The sequence below is a fragment of the Klebsiella sp. ZJOU C1 genome (assembly GCF_035620215.1).
Classification (GTDB): domain Bacteria; phylum Pseudomonadota; class Gammaproteobacteria; order Enterobacterales; family Enterobacteriaceae; genus Klebsiella; species Klebsiella variicola.
This window is the reverse complement of sequence record NZ_CP141644.1, coordinates 4,200,396-4,217,657: the sequence shown is the minus strand read 5'-3', so window position 1 is coordinate 4,217,657 and position 17,262 is coordinate 4,200,396. Positions and strand designations below refer to the sequence as shown.

The following is a 17,262-nucleotide window of genomic DNA, read 5'->3' as shown; positions in this document are numbered from 1 at the left end:
ATTCTGTAATGCTTTGTCTTTTTTGTGAACAGGAAAAAGTATGCTTAATACGCTACCCGATTTACACAGAAGTTTTGCAGAGCAACTGAAGCTTAAATTACAGTCTGATTCGCGGATCCACTCCCTTCTCGCCGGCGGCTCGTTTATCCATGGCGGGTTTGATCAATACTCCGATCTGGATTTCGTGGTGGTGGTCGACCCTCTCTATTATGACGAAATCATGGCTCAGCGTATGGCGTTCGCCGGAACGCTCGGCCATCTACTACATGCTTTCACCGGGGAACACGTCGGTGAGCCTCGCCTGCTGATCTGCCTGTTTGGCCCGCAACTTCTGCATGTCGATCTGAAATTTATCACCCTGGACATGCTCACTCAGCGCGTTGAGGAGCCTGCCGTGCTATTTACCCGTGATAATGATGCTCTCGAGCGACAGCTGGCAAAATTTAGCGCGCACTGGCCGAACATGACGCCGGAGTGGTTTGAGTCCCGAGCCTGGATCTGGCTGCATTATGCCGTGGTTAAACTGGGCAGGGGCGAACTCTTCGAAGCGCTGGGGATGCTGTCTTTCTTCCGGGAACAAGTGCTGGGACCGATGCTGTTCCGTCGCGCCAATCTACCGCAACGCGGCGTTCGCCGAATAGAAGCCCTCGGCATTGATCCCGATGGCCTGCTGACTTCCACTCTGGCAACGCACGATCGTCACTCCGTCGGGATTGCCATTCGAAGGGCTGCTGACGCTTATGTCACTCTGCGGGCTGATGCGCTGCCTGACAATATTGCAGACGATGCGGCGCGTCGGGCGGTCCTTGCCATGCTGGACGCGTATTCTGACAAGGGGTAAACCTATCACTCCGGCCGCTAACGCGGCCGGAGTGTGAAAGGGTTGTGCGAGATGTTGTGGGAGGTCTAATTCTGAGAGGGGGGGGGGCGGGTAATTGGTAGCGCGAAAACAACAGAGCTTTTCGTTGGGCCTATCAATGGGCCTAAGAGGTTCGGATTTAATGAGTTCTCTTCGGAGGTCGTGGGAAAAATTGCAGACACAAAAAAGCCCGCAGGGCTTGCGCCGTACGGGCTTTCAGGACTTCATCGGATGACTCTGGTAATCACCGATGGAGAATTTTGGTGGAGCTGGCGGGAGTTGAACCCGCGTCCGAAATTCCTACATCCTCGGCACTACATGCTTAGTCAGTCTTTACATTCGCTTGCCAGCTGCGGACAGACACGCCACTAACAAACTAGCCTGATTAGATTTAACGCTTCAACCCCAGGCAGGGCATCCACGCGATCTCTTTTGGGTTTGACCTCTCTTTGATCCCCGTCTTAAGAGCGGAAGCTAGGGAGAGAGGGCTCAGAGCAGGTTATTAAGCTGCTAAAGCGTAGTTTTCGTCGTTTGCGACTATTTTTTGCGGCTTTTTACGAGGCCAACCGCCCCTCGGCATGCACCTTGGGTTTCGCAAATCCCGTCGAATCCAGAATCAGCCCCAATGTGTAGGTCAAGTATAACAGATTTGTGAATGTCGTTACCAGCCCCATTACGCAGGATTGTTTCAACGGGGTGGATGAAAAAGCAGCATCAACAAGGATATAGCGTAAGGGCCAGCGAGAGCTGGCCCTCAGGGGAGGGGGTTAGCGTCCGGCGTGCTTCATAATCCGCGCCTTATCCAGCGCCCATTCACGATCCTTCAGGTCGGTACGCTTGTCGTGCTGTTTCTTACCTTTGGCGACGCCGATTTTCACTTTGCACCAGGCGTTCTTCCAGTACAGTGACAGGGCGACGACAGTGTAACCTTCGCGGTTAATGCGGCCGTACAGCGTGTCCAGCTCACGCTGGTTAAGCAGCAGCTTACGAGTGCGCGTCGGGTCGCACACATAGTGGGTGGAAGCCACGGCCATGGGCGTAAAGTTGGCGCCGAACAGGAAGGCTTCGCCATCCTTCAGGATGACATAGCTATCGCCGATGTTGGCTTTGCCTGCACGCAGGGATTTGACTTCCCAGCCCTGCAGGGCGAGACCAGCCTCGTATTCATCTTCGATAAAGTATTCGTGACGGGCGCGTTTATTCAGCGCAATGGTGGCTGATCCAGGTTTGTGGGCTTTTTTCTTAGTCATAATGTCCTGAAGTCATCGTCTTATACACAGTTACCTCGATCGCATCCTGCGAGGTGTACTGCGCATCTTAGCACGAGTTGCGGCACAGCGTTTTTTTTAGCAGCAGATAAATGATATTATTTGCACTGTGTTTAAATGTGGAACCTGCTATGCCTCAGATTAGCCGTACTGCGCTGGTGCCTTTCAGCGCGGAACAGATGTATCAACTGGTAAACGATGTGAAGTCCTATCCTGATTTTCTGCCAGGCTGCACCGGTAGCCGCGTGCTGGAATTCGGGCCGACGCAAATGACGGCGGCGGTTGATGTGTCCAAAGCCGGCATCAGTAAGACCTTCACGACCCGGAATACACTGACCAGCAACCAGAGCATTTTGATGAGCCTGGTGGATGGCCCGTTCAAGAAGCTGATTGGCGGCTGGAAGTTTATTCCGCTGAGCCCCGAGGCGTGCAAAATCGAGTTCCATCTCGATTTTGAGTTTACCAATAAGCTGATTGAGATGGCCTTTGGCCGGGTCTTCAAAGAGCTGGCCGCCAACATGGTGCAGGCGTTCACTTCGCGCGCCAAAGAGGTCTACAGTGCCAGCTAATATTCGTGTTGAAGTCGCCTACGCGCTGCCTGAAAAGCAGTATTTGCAGCGAGTCACCCTGGATGAGGGAGCGACGGTCGAGCAGGCGATTATCGCCAGCGGGCTATTGGCCTTGCGTGATGATATCGATCTGGCGAAGAACAAGCTGGGTATCTACAGTCGTCCGGTTAAGCTGCATGACGAAGTTCACGACGGCGACCGGGTCGAAATCTATCGCCCGCTGATCGCAGACCCGAAAGAGCTGCGTCGCCAGCGGGCAGAGAAAAGCGCTGCGAAGTAACCCACAGCAGCAGACCGGCTATCAGCCATAAAAAAAGCGCTCACTGAGCGCTTTTTGCTTTTCCGGGCCTTACTGACTGGTCAGCGCGGGCTTGTTATCAATGTTAGTTAACACGCCGCCGCTGTTGAACGTCAGGGTCAGGGTCTGCTGAGTCACTTTCTCGTGGCCCGGCTCCTGACGGAATACATAGAACCAGGTGTTGGTGCCGAACGGATCCGACATCATTGGCGTTCCGAGAGCATAAGCAACCTGCTGTTGCGTCATACCGACACGAATTTTTGCTACATCGTTAGGTGCCAGATAGTTACCCTGGTTGATGTCAGGACGGTAAACCACTCGTTCCAGAGTGGAACAGCCTGCGGTCAACATAAGAAGAACCGCTGCGGCAGCAGTCAGCGTTTTACAGCGCATAGTGATTTGATTCCTTTTTGGGCCCGAGCAGTACGTGGCTCATCTGTAATATGCCGATAATAATAGACCTTCGCGCCGATGGAAACCTCCGGCTGCAGGTCAGCAGGCAATTTGCTGTTCACTATGACCCTGTGAAAATCAAAAAGTTTACGCCGCAAGCAACTCTTTCGCGTTCGCCAGGGTGTTGCGCGTGACCTCGCTGCCGCCCAGCAGGCGAGCCAGCTCCTGCAGACGAGCGCGCTTATCCAGCGGCTGCATATGGGTTTCGGTCATCTCGCCATCGGTCTCTTTGCAGACAAAGAAATGATGGTGGCCGCAGCCCGCAACCTGCGGCAGGTGGGTCACACACATCACCTGCGTGGACTCGCCCAGTTGGCGCAGCAGCTTGCCGACCACGGCGGCGGTCGGGCCGCTGATGCCGACGTCCACTTCGTCGAAGATCAGCGCCGGGGTTTCCATTTTACGCGCGGTGATCACCTGAATCGCCAGCGCAATACGCGACAGTTCGCCGCCGGAGGCCACTTTCGCGATCGGCTGCAGCGGCTGACCGGGGTTAGTGGTGACGCGGAACTCAATATGATCGGCGCCGTCGGCGGTGAGATGGCGTTCATCGAAAGCGACCTCAATCGCGAAGATTCCGTGCGGCATCGAAAGTGAGTGCATACTCTCGGTGATAAGCTGGGTCAGCTCGTCGGCGCTGGCCTGGCGCAGGGCGTGCAGCTGACGCGCGGTCTCCAGCGCCAGCTGATGATGTTCGACCACCTGCTGGCTGAGGGATTCCAGCGAGTCGGCGCTATCGTCCAGCAGACGCTGCTCTTCCAGCATCGCCTGATAAACCGCCGGCAGCTCTTCCGGCATTACCTGGTGTTTACGCGCCAGCGCGATTTGCCGGGAAATCCGCTGCTCAAGTTCGAACAGACGGTTCGGATCGAGATCCAGACGGTCGTGATAGTGGCGCAGCTCGTCGCTGGCCTCGCTGAGCTGAATGGCCGCCTCTTCCAGCATATCCAGCACGCCGGAAAGCTTGCTGTCCATACCCACCAGCTCGCTGACCAGCTGCTTCGCGGTATAAAGCAGGCTCTGCAGATTGGCCTCTTCGCCGTCCGCCAGTACCGTCAGGGCGTGCTGGCAGGTGCTGAGCAGCTGGCCGCTGTTGGCCAGACGCTTGTACTCTTCGTCAATCTGCTCGAATTCTCCCGGCAGCGGGTTAAATTCGTTCAGCTCTTTAAGCTGGTACTGCAGCAGATCGGCGCGGGCGGCGCGCTCCTGGCTCTGCTGCTGGTGCAGGGCCAGCTCGCGGCAACTCTGGTGCCACTGGCGGTAATGCTCGGCCATGCGCTGAGTGAGCGCATACTCACCGGTATAGCCGTCGAGCAGCGTTTTCTGGTGTTCGGGTTTGGTCAACAGCTGGTGCGCATGCTGGCCGTGGATCTGGATCAGCAGCTGGCCCAGCTCGCGCAGCTGCGAGAGCGGGACGGCGGTGCCGTTGATAAAGCCGCGCGAACGGCCGTCGGCGCTGATCACCCGGCGAAGTAAACACTCACGCCCGCTCTCCAGCTGGTTCTCTTCCAGCCAGCGCTGGGCGGCCGGGGTATCTTTCAGCGCGAAGCGCGCGCACAGGTCGGCGCGGGTGGCGCCGCGACGCACCATGTCGGCTTCCGCTCTGCCGCCGAGGCACAGCCCCAGCGCATCGATGGCAATGGATTTCCCGGCGCCGGTTTCCCCGGTGATGGCGGTCATACCGCTGTGGAAATCAATTTCCAGTTCACGAACGATAGCAAAATTACTGATGGTGAGTTGCGCCAACATAGCTGCCTTCCTGTATGAAAAACCAATACTGTGTTTTCGTACAGTATAGACTGGTTTTTTATCCAGTAAAGAGGCAGCGATGTAAATCAGAACAATTTTTTCGACCAGCCGAGCTTGGTGCTTAATGTATTGAAATAGCTGTAATCTTTAGGGTGAATCAGATTGAGGTGATAATCACAGCGGCGAATGAGAACGTCTTCGCCATCCTGAATCGGCAGGGCAATCTGGCTGTCGCAGCTGATCTCCAGATCGCTGCAGCGATGAGAGAAGCGCAGGCGGATGGTGCTGTCGCCGTTGATCACCAGCGGTCGCGCTGAAAGGGTGTGCGGGAACATCGGCACCAGGGTGATAGCGTCCAGCGACGGCGTGAGGATCGGGCCGCCGGCCGACAATGAATAAGCGGTGGAGCCGGTCGGGGTGGAGATTATCAGGCCATCAGAGCGCTGAGAGAACGCAAAGACTTCGTCGATATAGACTTCGAACTCAATCATATGCGCCACTTTGCCGGGGTGCAGCACTACTTCGTTGATGGCGGTGCTGATGCGTTTCTGGCAATCCTGCTGGCACACCTGGGCCTCCAGCAGAAAGCGTTTCTCGGCGATGTAGTGGCCTTCCAGCACGTCGGCGAGCTGCTGCAGGGCGTTGTCCGGGTCAAGGTCGGTGAGAAAGCCGAGGTTGCCGCGGTTAATGCCGATGACGTTAATGTCGTAACGGGCCAGGGTCCGCGCCGCGCCGAGCATATTGCCGTCGCCGCCCACCACCACCGCGAGGTCGGCCTGTTGGCCAATCTCCGCCAGCGTGCCGGTTTTCACGTTGCTGAGCTGAAGTTCATGGGCGATCTGCTGTTCAACCAGCACTTCATACCCTTTGCTGCACAGCCAGCGCCAGAGCATTTCATGTGTGGTCAGGGCGGTGGGGTGACGAGGATGTCCCACAATGCCGATACACTTGAAATGGTTCTTCATGATCTGGATGTCCTTGCGTTAAATGAAATAGTGACAATCTGTCCGCTTCCCTTGAAACCCGGAAACTGATCCCCATAATAAGCGAAGTTAGCGAGATGAATGCGAAAAAAACGCGGAGAAATTCATGAGTAGTAAAGAACAGAAAACGCCTGAGGGGCAAGCCCCGGAAGAAATTATCACGGAGCAGCACGACGACGTTGAGGCAGTAGAGCCTGAAGTTTCGGCTGAGCAGGTGGATCCGCGCGATGAAAAAATTGCGAATCTGGAAGCCCAGCTGGCTGAAGCGCAGAAACGTGAACGTGAAGTGATGCTGCGTGCCAAAGCCGACGAAGATAACCTGCGTCGCCGTACCGAGCAGGATATCGAGAAAGCGCACAAATTCGCGCTGGAAAAATTCGTCAATGAACTGCTGCCGGTGATCGACAGCCTGGACCGCGCGCTGGAAGTGGCCGACAAGGCTAATCCGGACCTGGCGCCGATGGTGGAAGGGATCGAACTGACCCTGAAATCCATGCTGGACGTGGTGCGTAAGTTCGGCGTGGAAGTGATCGCCGACACCAACGTTCCGCTGGATCCGAACGTCCACCAGGCCATTGCGATGGTCGAATCTGAAGACGTGGCGGCGGGCAACGTGCTGGCCGTGATGCAGAAAGGTTATACCCTGAACGGCCGTACTATTCGCGCCGCGATGGTGACGGTAGCGAAAGCGAAATAACGTCTGCTGCATTGCTCAACGGCTGCCCGCGGGCGGCCGTTTTTTTATGCCACCGCTCCCGGCGCGAGATAAAAAAACGGCGGGCCGCAGCCCACCGTGATGTTAATTCCTTCGCTCGCGCTACTCCGCGACGCTCTCGCGTAATGATTTCACCGGCATCACTTTCACCTGTTTGATCATGTTGTCCTGCACGTCGAGGATATCTATATCGTACTGCTCAATGCGCACGCGGGTGCCCGGGACCGGGATCTCTTCCAGCGCTTCGAGGATGATACCGTTGACGGTGCGCGCTTCATCTTCCGGCAGGTGCCAGTTAAACGCTTTGTTGATTTCGCGAACGTTGGCGCTGCCGTCGATAATCACCGTGCCGTCGTTAAGCGGGGTCACTTCCTCCGCCAGGGTGGGTGACATGGAGGTGGTGAAGTCGCCGACAATCTCTTCAAGAATATCTTCGACGGTGACCAGCCCCTGAATATCGCCGTATTCATCGACCACCAGACCCACTTTCTTTTTATTGCGCTGAAATTTCACCAGCTGGGTGCTGAGCGGCGTCCCTTCCGGAACAAAGTAGATCTCATCTGCCGCCCGCAGCATGATCTCTTTTGTGAATTCTTTCTTCTCCGTCATCAGACGGTAGGCTTCGCGAACGCGCAGCATGCTGATGGCATCGTCCAGTGAATCGCGGTAGAGCACGATGCGGCCATGTGGCGAGTGGGTCAGCTGGCGGACGATAGATTTCCAGTCATCATTGATGTCGATGCCGACAATCTCATTGCGCGGCACCATGATGTCGTTAACGCTGACTTTTTCCAGATCCAGGACCGACAGCAGCATATCCTGGTTGCGCCGGGAGATTTGTGAACGGGATTCATTCACAATCGTGCGCAGTTCATCTTTGCTCAAAGCGCTGCTGATGACGGTATCGGTGCGGATGCCCATCATGCGCATCAGCATGCGGGTGATGGTATTCAGCAGCCACACCAGCGGCATCATCAGCACCTGCAGGGGCGCCAGCAGGAAGCTGCTGGGGTAGGCGACCTTTTCCGGATAGAGCGCGGCGATGGTCTTCGGCAGCACCTCGGCAAATACCAGTACCACAAAGGTGAGCACGCCAGTGGCGATCGCGACGCCGGCGTCGCCGTACAGGCGCATGCCGACGATGGTGCCCAGCGCCGAGGCGAGAATGTTGACGAGGTTATTGCCGATGAGCACGAGGCTAATCAGGCGGTCCGGCTTGCGCAGCAGCTTCTCCACGCGCTTGGCGGGGCGGTTGCCTTGTTTCGCCATATGACGCAGCCGATAGCGGTTCAGTGTCATCATGCCGGTTTCGGAGCCGGAGAAATAGGCAGAGATAATCACCATGACGATCAGCGTTATGATCAGCGTGGTGGTGGAGATATGTTCCACGTAGGATTCCTTAAAAGACTTAGCTCACGAACTGCTGCAGCACGCGGCTACCAAAATAGGCCAGCGTCAGCAGACCGGCGCCAGCGACGCTGAACCAGACCACGCGACGTCCGCGCCACCCTTCATGATAGTGGCCCCACAGCAGAACGATATAGACGAACCACGCAATAATCGACAGCACCGCTTTATCAATGTTTTCGCTGCTGAACAGATTGTGCATATAGAACAGGCCGCTGCACAGCGTCAGAGTCAGCAGCACCACGCCGACCTGGGTGATGTGGAACATTTTGCGCTCGATGCTCATCAGCGGCGGCATTTCGCTGCTGAAGGCCAGCTTTTTATTCTTTAACTGGTAGTCGATCCACGCCAGCTGCAGCGCATACAGCGCGGCGATGATCAGCGTGGCGTACGAGAAGAGCGACAGGCCGATATGCACCAGCATCTCCGGGGTGGTTTCCAGGTGGGTGATATATTCGTTAGGCACGAAAGTGGCGAAGGCCAGATTGATCAGCGCGAAGGCATAGACGATAGGCAGCAGCAGCCAGCCGCGATTGCGCGAGGCCACGATAGTCATCACCGTACAGATCATCAGGCTGACCAGCGACCCGACGTTCAGTAAGCTGAGGTTTTGCCCGCTCTCGCCGCCGGGGAATATCCGTGCTTCCAGCGCAAAAGCATGGCAGATCAACGCGATAGTCGCAGATAAAATCGCCATTCGCCGCCAGCTGCTGTTTTTTTGCAGCAAGCCGGGGATAATCAGCGCGAGGCTGACGGAGTAGGCGACAAGGGCGAGTAGAGCAAAAACAGGCATAGGTGTCGGCTGTTGGCTAAATAAGAAAGAGAAGCAGTATAACGTCAGCAGGCCTCTGCTCCAACCGTTGCAGCACATTCAGATTGATGTCGTGTTATACTCCGCCACATTCGTTTTGTGTGTCGCTGCGGCGACCGACCGTTTCCACCTCAGGCGAGAGACAATGTTTGATAATTTAACCGATCGTTTGTCGCGTACGCTGCGCAACATTAGCGGCCGCGGACGCCTTACAGAAGACAATATTAAAGACACCCTGCGCGAAGTGCGCATGGCGCTGCTGGAAGCGGACGTTGCGCTTCCGGTGGTTCGTGATTTCATCAGCCGTGTGAAAGAGAGCGCGGTCGGCCATGAAGTCAATAAAAGCCTGACCCCGGGTCAGGAGTTCGTCAAAATCGTCCGCAACGAGCTGGTGGCGGCGATGGGCGAAGAGAACCAGACGCTCGACCTGGCCGCGCAGCCGCCGGCCGTGGTGCTGATGGCGGGCCTGCAGGGTGCCGGTAAAACCACCAGCGTCGGTAAGCTGGGGAAATTCCTGCGCGAGAAGCACAAGAAGAAAGTGCTGGTCGTTTCCGCGGACGTTTACCGCCCGGCGGCGATTAAACAGCTGGAAACCCTTGCTGAGCAGGTCGGCGTCGATTTCTTCCCGTCTGACGTCGGCCAGAAGCCGGTGGATATCGTCAATGCGGCGCTGAAAGAAGCGAAACTCAAATTCTACGACGTGCTGCTGGTGGATACCGCCGGTCGTCTGCACGTTGACGAAGCGATGATGGACGAAATCAAGCACGTCCACGCCGCCATTAACCCGGTTGAAACCCTGTTCGTCGTCGATGCGATGACCGGTCAGGATGCGGCGAATACCGCGAAGGCCTTTAACGAAGCGCTGCCGCTGACCGGCGTGGTGCTGACTAAAGTGGACGGCGACGCCCGCGGCGGCGCGGCGCTGTCGATTCGCCATATTACCGGCAAACCGATTAAATTCCTCGGCGTCGGCGAGAAAACCGAAGCGCTGGAGCCGTTCCATCCGGACCGCGTCGCTTCCCGCATCCTCGGCATGGGCGACGTGCTGTCGCTGATCGAAGATATCGAGAGCAAAGTTGACCGCGCGCAGGCCGAGAAGCTGGCCTCCAAACTGAAGAAAGGCGACGGTTTCGATCTGACGGACTTCCTTGAGCAGCTGCGTCAGATGAAAAACATGGGCGGCATGGCCAGCCTGATGGGCAAGCTGCCGGGTATGGGCCAGATCCCGGACAACGTAAAAGCGCAGATGGACGACAAAGTGCTGGTGCGTATGGAAGCCATCATCAACTCGATGACCTTGAAAGAGCGCGCCAAGCCGGAAATCATCAAAGGCTCACGTAAGCGCCGTATCGCCGCCGGCTGCGGGATGCAGGTGCAGGATGTGAACCGTCTGCTCAAGCAGTTCGACGACATGCAGCGCATGATGAAGAAGATGAAGTCGAAAGGCGGCATGATGAAGATGATGCGCGGGATGAAAGGGATGATGCCGCCAGGCTTCCCGGGCCGCTAATACGCGTCATAATTCAAGCCGCAGATGCGTTGGCTGCGTTCGTTCACCCCGGTCACGTACTTGTGTACGCTCCCGGGGATTTACTCACTTGCCGCGTGATTCGGCCATTCGGCCTCACCCCTTCGGGGCCAGCGCAAGCGCTGTTCAAAACGCTTTCGCGTTTTGTCCTGCGACTCGAATTATTTAGCGTATATAGTTTTGAATTGATTTTTGCACAGAAATCAGTAAAATTTTCGGGCTTTTAATATGACACCGGGCTCCGTTCCTCGATGGGGCCCGGTTGTTTTATTCACACAAGAGGATGTTATGGTAACTATTCGTTTAGCACGTCACGGCGCTAAAAAGCGTCCGTTCTACCAGGTTGTTGTCACCGACAGCCGTAATGCACGCAACGGTCGCTTCATCGAGCGCGTTGGTTTCTTCAACCCGATCGCTAGCGGCGCGGAAGAAGAAACTCGCCTGGATCTGGATCGTATCGCTCACTGGGTTGGCCTGGGCGCTACTGTTTCCGATCGCGTTGCCGCGCTGATCAAAGCCGCTAACAAAGCAGCTTAATCTGTCACGGTGGTCATGATGAGCAAGCAACACACCGCACAAGCACCTGTTGATCCGATCGTATTGGGGAAAATGGGTTCTTCCTACGGTATCCGTGGTTGGCTCAGAGTGTTTTCCTCCACCGAAGACGCCGAAAGCATTTTTGACTATCAGCCCTGGTTAATCCAGAAGGCGGGTCAGTGGCAGGTTGTTGAGCTGGAAGGCTGGCGCCACCACAATCAGGACATCATCATCAAGCTGAAAGGCGTTGACGATCGTGATGCCGCGAATCTACTGACTAATTGCGAAATTATCGTGGATTCATCGCAGTTGCCGGAGCTGGAAGAGGGTGACTACTACTGGAAAGACCTGATGGGCTGCCAGGTAGTGACAACGGAAGGCTATAGCCTCGGTAAAGTCATTGATATGATGGAAACCGGGTCTAATGACGTACTCGTCATCAAGGCAAACCTGAAAGATGCATTTGGCATCAAGGAGCGGTTGGTTCCGTTCCTCGATGGGCAGGTTATCAAGAAAGTCGATCTCACTACGCGTACTATCGAAGTAGATTGGGATCCTGGTTTTTAAATTCTCCGGATAAACGGTAAAAGACGGCGCTATGTGGATTGGCATAATTAGCCTGTTTCCTGAAATGTTCCGCGCAATTACCGATTACGGGGTAACTGGCCGGGCAGTAAAAAATGGCCTGCTGAGCATCGAAAGCTGGAGTCCTCGCGACTTCGCTCATGACCGGCACCGTACCGTGGACGATCGTCCTTACGGCGGCGGACCGGGGATGCTAATGATGGTGCAACCTTTACGGGATGCTATTCATGCAGCAAAAGCCGCGGCAGGTGAAGGCGCGAAGGTGATTTATCTGTCACCTCAGGGACGCAAGCTTGATCAAGCGGGCGTCAGCGAACTGGCAACGAATCAGAAACTGATTCTGGTGTGCGGTCGCTACGAAGGGATAGACGAGCGCGTAATCCAAACCGAAATTGACGAAGAATGGTCAATCGGCGATTACGTTCTCAGCGGTGGTGAGTTACCGGCAATGACGCTGATTGACTCCGTTTCCCGGTTCATTCCGGGAGTACTGGGCCATGAAGCTTCGGCAACGGAAGATTCCTTTGCTGATGGGTTGCTGGATTGCCCGCACTATACCCGTCCTGAAGTGTTAGAAGAGATGGAAGTACCGCCAGTATTGCTGTCGGGAAACCATGCTGAGATACGTCGCTGGCGTCTGAAGCAGTCGCTGGGCCGCACCTGGCTTAGAAGACCTGAACTTCTGGAAAACCTGGCTCTGACTGAAGAGCAAGCAAAGTTGCTGGCGCAGTTCAAAAGCGAACACGCGCAACAGCAGCATAAACATGATGGGCAGGCGTGAGCCCCCAATATCAGTTTACCCAGGATAAGAGATTAAATTATGAGCAACATTATTAAGCAACTTGAACAAGAACAGATGAAGCAGGACGTACCTTCCTTCCGTCCGGGTGATACCGTGGAAGTGAAAGTATGGGTTGTTGAAGGTTCCAAAAAACGTCTGCAGGCATTCGAGGGCGTGGTTATCGCTATTCGTAACCGCGGTCTGCACTCTGCATTCACTGTTCGCAAAATTTCCAACGGCGAAGGCGTTGAGCGTGTCTTCCAGACTCACTCTCCGGTAGTTGACAGCATTGCTGTTAAACGTCGTGGTGCTGTACGTAAAGCTAAACTGTACTACCTGCGTGAGCGTACTGGTAAGTCTGCTCGTATCAAAGAGCGTCTTAACTAAGATTCGCTTTCGCGACATCCTGACAGAAGGGCTGGCCAGATGGCTGGCCCTTTTTTTATCTTTGTTGTAACCATCGTGATGTAAATCATTTACAATACGCCCTCTATTCGGAGGGGCGGTGGTCAGCAACAGTTTCCAGCAAACGACACCTAAACGGCGAGCCGCCTGGCTGGCACTGTTGGCGATCCTGTTGATCGTCGTGGCCCCCCTGATCTCCATCTCCCTGCAAAAAGACCCCATGAGCGCCATGCCCGGCATGCACCACGCCATGATGATGGACAGCTCGTCCGCGAGCATGGCGCAAATGCCCGACCACGAGATGGCGATGATGCATAGCACAGACGGCGCCACGCATACCGGACACGAACTGCCGCTGGACCATGCCGAAGCGTGTGGCTATTGCGTGCTGTTAGCCCATGTCCCGGGGCTGCTTTTCGCGCTGGCGCTGTTCGTCGCCATGCTCCTGCGGCGTATTCGCCTGCCGGTTTCTCGCCCGGTATTAAAACACTGGCACTACTTCCCCTGGCTCTACCCTGAAACCCGCGCCCCGCCGCGGCTGTCTGCTTTTTCCCTTTAATAAAAATCAATCTGCGCACGGCGCAATAACCTCTTTTGCTTTAAAAAAGGAAGAGTATGACAACCTGCACCTCGCGCGCGGCATGGTTAAACCTGCTGCGTCGCCTCCATTTCTACATCGGACTGTTTATCGGACCGTTTATCTTTGTCGCTGCCCTGACCGGCACGCTGTACGTGGCGACGCCGCAGCTGGAAAACTGGCTCTATCACAACGCGCTGCATGGCCTTGCCGACGGGACCCCGCAGCCGCTCAGCGCCCAGATTGCAGTGGCGGAAGAAGCGACCCAGGGTAATCTGCGTCTGCTGGCGGTGCGGCCGGCCCCCGCGATGGGGGAGACCACCCGGATTATGTTTGTTGACCCGAGCCTGGGCGAGTCAGAATCCCGGGCCATTTTCGTCGATCCGATCTCGCTACGGGTGAAGGGCGATATGACGGTCTACGGTACCAGCGGCATCCTGCCGCTGCGCCAGTGGATTGATTATGCGCATCGTTCGCTACTGCTGGGCGACAGCGGGAGGTTATACAGCGAACTGGCTGCCTCATGGATGTGGGTTGCCGCGCTGGGTGGTATTGCCCTGTGGGCGATGACACGTCCAAAACGGCGGATCAATAACGTCCTGCAGAATCATCGTCGGTTGCACGTGACGCTGGGCTGGGGCTTACTGCTGGGCATGCTGCTCTTCTCCGCCACCGGCCTGACCTGGTCGCAATGGGCTGGCGGTAATGTGGATAAAATGCGGGCGGCTTTCGGCTGGTGGACGCCGCAGGTGAATACCCTGCTGCACGGTGAGGCGCCGATGGCGCACGATCCCCACGCCGGGCATCATATGGACGGGATGGCCATGCAGCATCAGTCAGTGCTGCAGCCAGCGCAGTTTGACCTGGTGCTGGCGGTGGCCCGTCAGACGGGGCTGAACGCCAGCCGGCTGGAGATCCGTCCGCCGGTTTCGAAGGAACGTGCCTGGACGGTAAATGAGATCGACCGCCGCTGGCCGACGCAGGTGGACGCGGTGGCGATCGATGGCGCCACGATGCAGGTGGTGGATCGCACCCGGTTCGCCGACTTCCCGCTGATGGCGAAGCTCACCCGCTGGGGCGTCGATTTCCACATGGGGGTCCTCTTTGGTCTGGTGAATCAGTTGCTGCTGGTAGGGTTCGGCTGCGCGCTGTGCGTCACCATCGGCGTGGGCTACCGGCTGTGGTGGATCCGCCGTCCGCCTCAGGCGGTCTGGGATCCGGCGCATTCGCTGCTGCAGGCATGGCTGTCGCTCGCCTGGCCTGCCCGTGGGCTGGTACTGGGGATAGCGTTAGCCCTGGGTCTGGCCATGCCATTGATGGGGGCAAGTCTGGTGCTGTTCATTGCCGTTGACTACCTGCGCTGGCGCGCGGCAACGGCAATGAGGATGGCGAAGTCCAGCGATTAAGCGAAGGCTTACGGCGTGCTGATGACCACCGTGACCCGGCGGTTTTCAGCGCGCCCGGCCGCCGTGTCGTTGCTGGCGATCGGGTATTTCTTGCCAAGGCCGCGGGTGACTAAATGACTGCGCGGGACATGGGCGCCTTCCGCCCAGGCATCGGCTACGCTATTGGCGCGCTTAAGCGACAGGGCTTCGTTATAGCTATCCTCACCGTAATTATCGGTGTGGCCTTCAAGGCGGCTATGGGTGATCCCGGTCGCCGCCAGCCGCGAGGCCATCGTGGTGATCTGCTGGCGGCTGTCGGGACGTAGTCGGTAGTCATTCTTGTCAAACAGGATGCTATCGGATAAGCCCAGGGACCAATCGCCATTGCTTTCAGTGAAGCCGTAAGATTTCATCGCCGCCACCTGCTCGGGGGTAAATTTTCCCTGAGGAGCCTGGCAACCTGTCAAAAGCGCCGCCGCCATCAGGGCGGGGACGAAATATTTTCTGAGCATAATGAGTCCTTTATTATTTCAGCGTCTGCTGGATACGTTGGTTTTTCATGCGATACATATTCTGATCGGCAAGTTCTTGCAGTGATTCCGCGGTGGCGTGCTCCCACGCCAGGGCATAACCGACGCTCAGCGAGAGCGTGGCGCTATGGCCATTGTGCAGGTTGAATGGCGGAAGAAATTGTTCCGACAGCGCCTGGCACAGAGCCTGCACTTCGGCTTCCGAGCGCACCTCACGCAGCAGAACGGCAAACTCATCGCCGCCGAGACGCCATGCCAGATGGCGTTTTCCGGCGAAGGCCATCAGGCGGCTGGCGACCTCCGTCAGCACTTTATCGCCTGCCGCGTGCCCCCAGTTGTCATTGATCAGCTTGAAGTTATCGCCGTCAAGAAACAGTAATGCCGAGGTCTGGTGATCCACCTCGTTCTTCATCAGTTCGGCGAGCGCGTTGCGAAAGGCGGCGCGGTTAGCCAGGCCGGTCAGCGGGTCATGAAGCGAGCTACGCAACAGCTGGGCATTCTTGGCCTGCAGCTGGCGCTGCCAGTCCTCCATCTCCCCCAGCAGGCTGTTAAAGTCCTGGGCGAAAAGATGGAATTCCTCAATACGCTCCTCGGGCACCCGACGTGAGAAATGACGGTTTTCACGAATATCGTGCACAACCTCGGTAATGCTCTGCAGGGCGGTGACGATCCCCCGGTGCAGGGAGTGGGTCAGCAGCAGGGCGATGAATGAGGCGAGCAGAATGCTGCCGGTCAGTACCAGAATCGAGATACCGAGAAAGTGGCTGATCAGTTCATCAAGCGCGGTCAGTCGCAGCTCGCCGATTTGTTTGCCCTGGTGCCAGATGGGCTGCACCGTGGGCTCCGGAAACAGCCATTGACTGATAAGGCCGCTCACTTGTTCTTTGTTGGCCAGCGGTTCATGGCGCCATGCGGCGAAGTGCTGCTTCTGGCCGTTGAGCACAATCGCCTGGGAAATCTGCCCTTGCTTCCCCAGTGAAGCAAGGGTCTCCTCCGCCGCTGCGCTATCGCCAAACACCAGGGCGGCTTCGAGGCTGCGACCCATGGTCGCGGCAGTGAGCTCTAGATTTTTCTGCGCGTACTGCTTGAGCGTGAAGATTGAGGCTGTGCTTAGCAGCAGCCAGACCAGCGTCATGGAGATCACCACGCTTATCACGCTAATTCGACGAAGCGCGCGTTTAAATGTCGGGCGCGCGGTCTGTGAAAAGTCCTTATTCATGTGGTTTTTTCCGGGCAAGCATCAGGACGTCCGGGTTAACCCGGACCCCGCTGTGCGTCAGAACGTCCAGATTAACGGAGAAGCGGACCCTGTCGTCGTTGATGATCAGGCAAAACGCGCTACCAATGGAGCAATCCGTATTTTGTTCTGCGATGAGTAAAAGCGGCTTCGGGCCATAGCGGCGAGTTAATTCCGACTGTTGGGTCGGCGATTCGCTGCCAAAATAAAAACCATCGCAGGTTGTTTTTAACGCTTCTTCACTATTACGTACTATCACCGGTTGATAGGGCAAGGCATCCGGATCTTCATGAGCCAGGCTATGGGTGAAGCGTGATGAGGCAAAAATGCACAGCTTCGGCGCCCCTGTTAATGCCGGCCAACGGGTGTAGGTCACGATCCCGGAAACAATAGCGCGAACATGTTCTGAAGGTCCGGCAGCAAAAACAGGAGATACCGCGATGAGAAAAAATACAGTCAATAAAAGACGGTGTAATACTGTCATTAACGCTTCCGTCAAATTCGCCATAGCGCGGGAAAAGCCGCTGCCGATGCCCGGCGCAGAATACCACTGTTAACAAAACCCGTCATTACATGCGCCCTTTG

The 17,262-nt window shown here is 56.4% G+C and carries 20 protein-coding genes and 1 other RNA gene; 11 read left to right on the top strand and 10 right to left on the bottom strand.

Going from position 1 to position 17,262, the window contains the following annotated elements:
* Positions 1-40 precede the first annotated feature (40 nt).
* Entirely contained in the window at positions 41-841 is an 801-nt protein-coding gene (locus tag SPE70_RS20135) for a nucleotidyltransferase domain-containing protein (RefSeq protein WP_119866784.1), read from the top strand.
* 279 nt (positions 842-1,120) lie between these two features.
* Here SPE70_RS20135 and ssrA read toward each other — a convergent pair.
* Both ssrA and smpB read right to left on the bottom strand, forming a co-directional pair.
* Positions 1,121-1,483, bottom strand: a transfer-messenger RNA (tmRNA) gene (gene ssrA, locus SPE70_RS20130).
* A 143-nt stretch (positions 1,484-1,626) separates the two neighbouring features.
* Positions 1,627-2,109 (bottom strand): SsrA-binding protein SmpB, encoded by a 483-nt coding sequence (gene smpB, locus SPE70_RS20125; RefSeq protein ID WP_002914164.1) that lies wholly within the window; start codon positions 2,107-2,109, stop codon positions 1,627-1,629.
* A 149-nt stretch (positions 2,110-2,258) separates the two neighbouring features.
* Between smpB and SPE70_RS20120 the strand changes: the two genes are divergently transcribed.
* Positions 2,259-2,696, top strand: a complete 438-nt coding sequence (locus SPE70_RS20120) for a type II toxin-antitoxin system RatA family toxin (protein ID WP_008806099.1) — start codon at positions 2,259-2,261, stop codon at positions 2,694-2,696.
* Positions 2,686-2,976, top strand: coding sequence for an RnfH family protein (locus tag SPE70_RS20115; protein WP_004145682.1), 291 nt, complete (start codon positions 2,686-2,688; stop codon positions 2,974-2,976). Before SPE70_RS20120 ends, SPE70_RS20115 begins: the two co-directional genes overlap by 11 nt.
* A 69-nt stretch (positions 2,977-3,045) precedes the next feature.
* On the opposite strand, the gene bamE is transcribed toward SPE70_RS20115, so the two are convergent.
* The 3 genes from bamE to nadK all read right to left on the bottom strand — a co-directional run bounded on the left by bamE (position 3,046) and on the right by nadK (position 6,161).
* On the bottom strand, positions 3,046-3,387 hold the full coding sequence (gene bamE, locus SPE70_RS20110) for an outer membrane protein assembly factor BamE (protein ID WP_008806098.1): 342 nt from the start codon (positions 3,385-3,387) through the stop codon (positions 3,046-3,048).
* Between the two features lie 147 nt (positions 3,388-3,534).
* A complete protein-coding gene (recN, locus tag SPE70_RS20105) occupies positions 3,535-5,196 on the bottom strand; it encodes a DNA repair protein RecN (protein ID WP_016161654.1) in 1,662 nt (553 codons plus the stop codon).
* Positions 5,197-5,282: 86 nt separating this feature from the next.
* Positions 5,283-6,161, bottom strand: coding sequence for an NAD(+) kinase (gene nadK, locus SPE70_RS20100; RefSeq protein ID WP_002914158.1), 879 nt, complete (start codon positions 6,159-6,161; stop codon positions 5,283-5,285).
* A 124-nt stretch (positions 6,162-6,285) separates the two neighbouring features.
* Between nadK and grpE the strand changes: the two genes are divergently transcribed.
* Complete coding sequence (gene grpE, locus SPE70_RS20095; protein ID WP_008806096.1) at positions 6,286-6,876, top strand: nucleotide exchange factor GrpE; 591 nt, start codon at positions 6,286-6,288, stop codon at positions 6,874-6,876.
* 120 nt (positions 6,877-6,996) lie between these two features.
* Here grpE and SPE70_RS20090 read toward each other — a convergent pair whose 3' ends face one another.
* Together SPE70_RS20090 and SPE70_RS20085 are read right to left on the bottom strand one after the other, a co-directional pair.
* Positions 6,997-8,283 carry an HlyC/CorC family transporter gene (locus SPE70_RS20090; protein ID WP_012540838.1) on the bottom strand — a complete coding sequence of 429 codons (1,287 nt, stop codon included), beginning with the start codon at positions 8,281-8,283 and terminating at the stop codon, positions 6,997-6,999.
* A gap of 19 nt (positions 8,284-8,302) precedes the next feature.
* Entirely contained in the window at positions 8,303-9,094 is a 792-nt protein-coding gene (locus SPE70_RS20085; protein WP_119866785.1) for a cytochrome C assembly family protein, read from the bottom strand.
* Between the two features lie 163 nt (positions 9,095-9,257).
* On the opposite strand from SPE70_RS20085, the gene ffh reads away from it, so the two are divergent.
* The 7 genes from ffh to SPE70_RS20050 all read left to right on the top strand — a co-directional run bounded on the left by ffh (position 9,258) and on the right by SPE70_RS20050 (position 14,931).
* Positions 9,258-10,622, top strand: a complete 1,365-nt coding sequence (ffh, locus tag SPE70_RS20080; RefSeq protein WP_002914152.1) for a signal recognition particle protein — start codon at positions 9,258-9,260, stop codon at positions 10,620-10,622.
* A 306-nt stretch (positions 10,623-10,928) separates the two neighbouring features.
* Complete coding sequence (gene rpsP, locus SPE70_RS20075; protein ID WP_012540839.1) at positions 10,929-11,177, top strand: 30S ribosomal protein S16; 249 nt, start codon at positions 10,929-10,931, stop codon at positions 11,175-11,177.
* Positions 11,178-11,195: 18 nt separating this feature from the next.
* The gene (gene rimM, locus SPE70_RS20070; protein WP_008806093.1) at positions 11,196-11,744 is read left to right on the top strand and encodes a ribosome maturation factor RimM; all 549 of its coding nucleotides are present in this window, start codon (positions 11,196-11,198) and stop codon (positions 11,742-11,744) included.
* A gap of 31 nt (positions 11,745-11,775) precedes the next feature.
* Entirely contained in the window at positions 11,776-12,543 is a 768-nt protein-coding gene (gene trmD / locus SPE70_RS20065; protein ID WP_008806092.1) for a tRNA (guanosine(37)-N1)-methyltransferase TrmD, read from the top strand.
* 39 nt (positions 12,544-12,582) lie between these two features.
* The gene (rplS, locus tag SPE70_RS20060; RefSeq protein ID WP_002914145.1) at positions 12,583-12,930 is read left to right on the top strand and encodes a 50S ribosomal protein L19; all 348 of its coding nucleotides are present in this window, start codon (positions 12,583-12,585) and stop codon (positions 12,928-12,930) included.
* Between the two features lie 118 nt (positions 12,931-13,048).
* A complete protein-coding gene (locus tag SPE70_RS20055) occupies positions 13,049-13,507 on the top strand; it encodes a DUF2946 domain-containing protein (protein ID WP_119866786.1) in 459 nt (152 codons plus the stop codon).
* A 56-nt stretch (positions 13,508-13,563) separates the two neighbouring features.
* A complete protein-coding gene (locus SPE70_RS20050) occupies positions 13,564-14,931 on the top strand; it encodes a PepSY-associated TM helix domain-containing protein (protein WP_119866787.1) in 1,368 nt (455 codons plus the stop codon).
* Between the two features lie 8 nt (positions 14,932-14,939).
* On the opposite strand, the gene SPE70_RS20045 is transcribed toward SPE70_RS20050, so the two are convergent.
* From SPE70_RS20045 to SPE70_RS20035, 3 genes are read right to left on the bottom strand one after another with little or no spacing between them, the layout of a single operon-like run.
* Complete coding sequence (locus SPE70_RS20045; RefSeq protein ID WP_008806089.1) at positions 14,940-15,422, bottom strand: OmpA family protein; 483 nt, start codon at positions 15,420-15,422, stop codon at positions 14,940-14,942.
* Between the two features lie 13 nt (positions 15,423-15,435).
* Entirely contained in the window at positions 15,436-16,659 is a 1,224-nt protein-coding gene (gene dgcN / locus SPE70_RS20040) for a diguanylate cyclase DgcN/YfiN (RefSeq protein WP_008806088.1), read from the bottom strand.
* A complete protein-coding gene (locus tag SPE70_RS20035) occupies positions 16,652-17,161 on the bottom strand; it encodes a regulatory sequestration protein YfiR (protein ID WP_012540842.1) in 510 nt (169 codons plus the stop codon). Before SPE70_RS20035 ends, dgcN begins: the two co-directional genes overlap by 8 nt.
* Between the last annotated feature and the right edge of the window lie 101 nt (positions 17,162-17,262).

Excerpts from the sequence above, each read along its gene's own strand:
- rimM (WP_008806093.1), top strand. The coding sequence starts at position 11,196 with ATGAGCAAGCAACACACCGCACAAGCACCTGTTGATCCGATCGTATTG.
- smpB (WP_002914164.1), bottom strand. The coding sequence starts at position 2,109 with ATGACTAAGAAAAAAGCCCACAAACCTGGATCAGCCACCATTGCGCTG.
- ffh (WP_002914152.1), top strand. The coding sequence starts at position 9,258 with ATGTTTGATAATTTAACCGATCGTTTGTCGCGTACGCTGCGCAACATT.
- rplS (WP_002914145.1), top strand. The coding sequence starts at position 12,583 with ATGAGCAACATTATTAAGCAACTTGAACAAGAACAGATGAAGCAGGAC.
- SPE70_RS20120 (WP_008806099.1), top strand. The coding sequence starts at position 2,259 with ATGCCTCAGATTAGCCGTACTGCGCTGGTGCCTTTCAGCGCGGAACAG.
- bamE (WP_008806098.1), bottom strand. The coding sequence starts at position 3,387 with ATGCGCTGTAAAACGCTGACTGCTGCCGCAGCGGTTCTTCTTATGTTG.
- SPE70_RS20135 (WP_119866784.1), top strand. The coding sequence starts at position 41 with ATGCTTAATACGCTACCCGATTTACACAGAAGTTTTGCAGAGCAACTG.
- rpsP (WP_012540839.1), top strand. The coding sequence starts at position 10,929 with ATGGTAACTATTCGTTTAGCACGTCACGGCGCTAAAAAGCGTCCGTTC.
- nadK (WP_002914158.1), bottom strand. The coding sequence starts at position 6,161 with ATGAAGAACCATTTCAAGTGTATCGGCATTGTGGGACATCCTCGTCAC.
- SPE70_RS20035 (WP_012540842.1), bottom strand. The coding sequence starts at position 17,161 with ATGACAGTATTACACCGTCTTTTATTGACTGTATTTTTTCTCATCGCG.
- SPE70_RS20050 (WP_119866787.1), top strand. The coding sequence starts at position 13,564 with ATGACAACCTGCACCTCGCGCGCGGCATGGTTAAACCTGCTGCGTCGC.
- SPE70_RS20085 (WP_119866785.1), bottom strand. The coding sequence starts at position 9,094 with ATGCCTGTTTTTGCTCTACTCGCCCTTGTCGCCTACTCCGTCAGCCTC.
- recN (WP_016161654.1), bottom strand. The coding sequence starts at position 5,196 with ATGTTGGCGCAACTCACCATCAGTAATTTTGCTATCGTTCGTGAACTG.
- grpE (WP_008806096.1), top strand. The coding sequence starts at position 6,286 with ATGAGTAGTAAAGAACAGAAAACGCCTGAGGGGCAAGCCCCGGAAGAA.
- dgcN (WP_008806088.1), bottom strand. The coding sequence starts at position 16,659 with ATGAATAAGGACTTTTCACAGACCGCGCGCCCGACATTTAAACGCGCG.
- SPE70_RS20045 (WP_008806089.1), bottom strand. The coding sequence starts at position 15,422 with ATGCTCAGAAAATATTTCGTCCCCGCCCTGATGGCGGCGGCGCTTTTG.
- trmD (WP_008806092.1), top strand. The coding sequence starts at position 11,776 with ATGTGGATTGGCATAATTAGCCTGTTTCCTGAAATGTTCCGCGCAATT.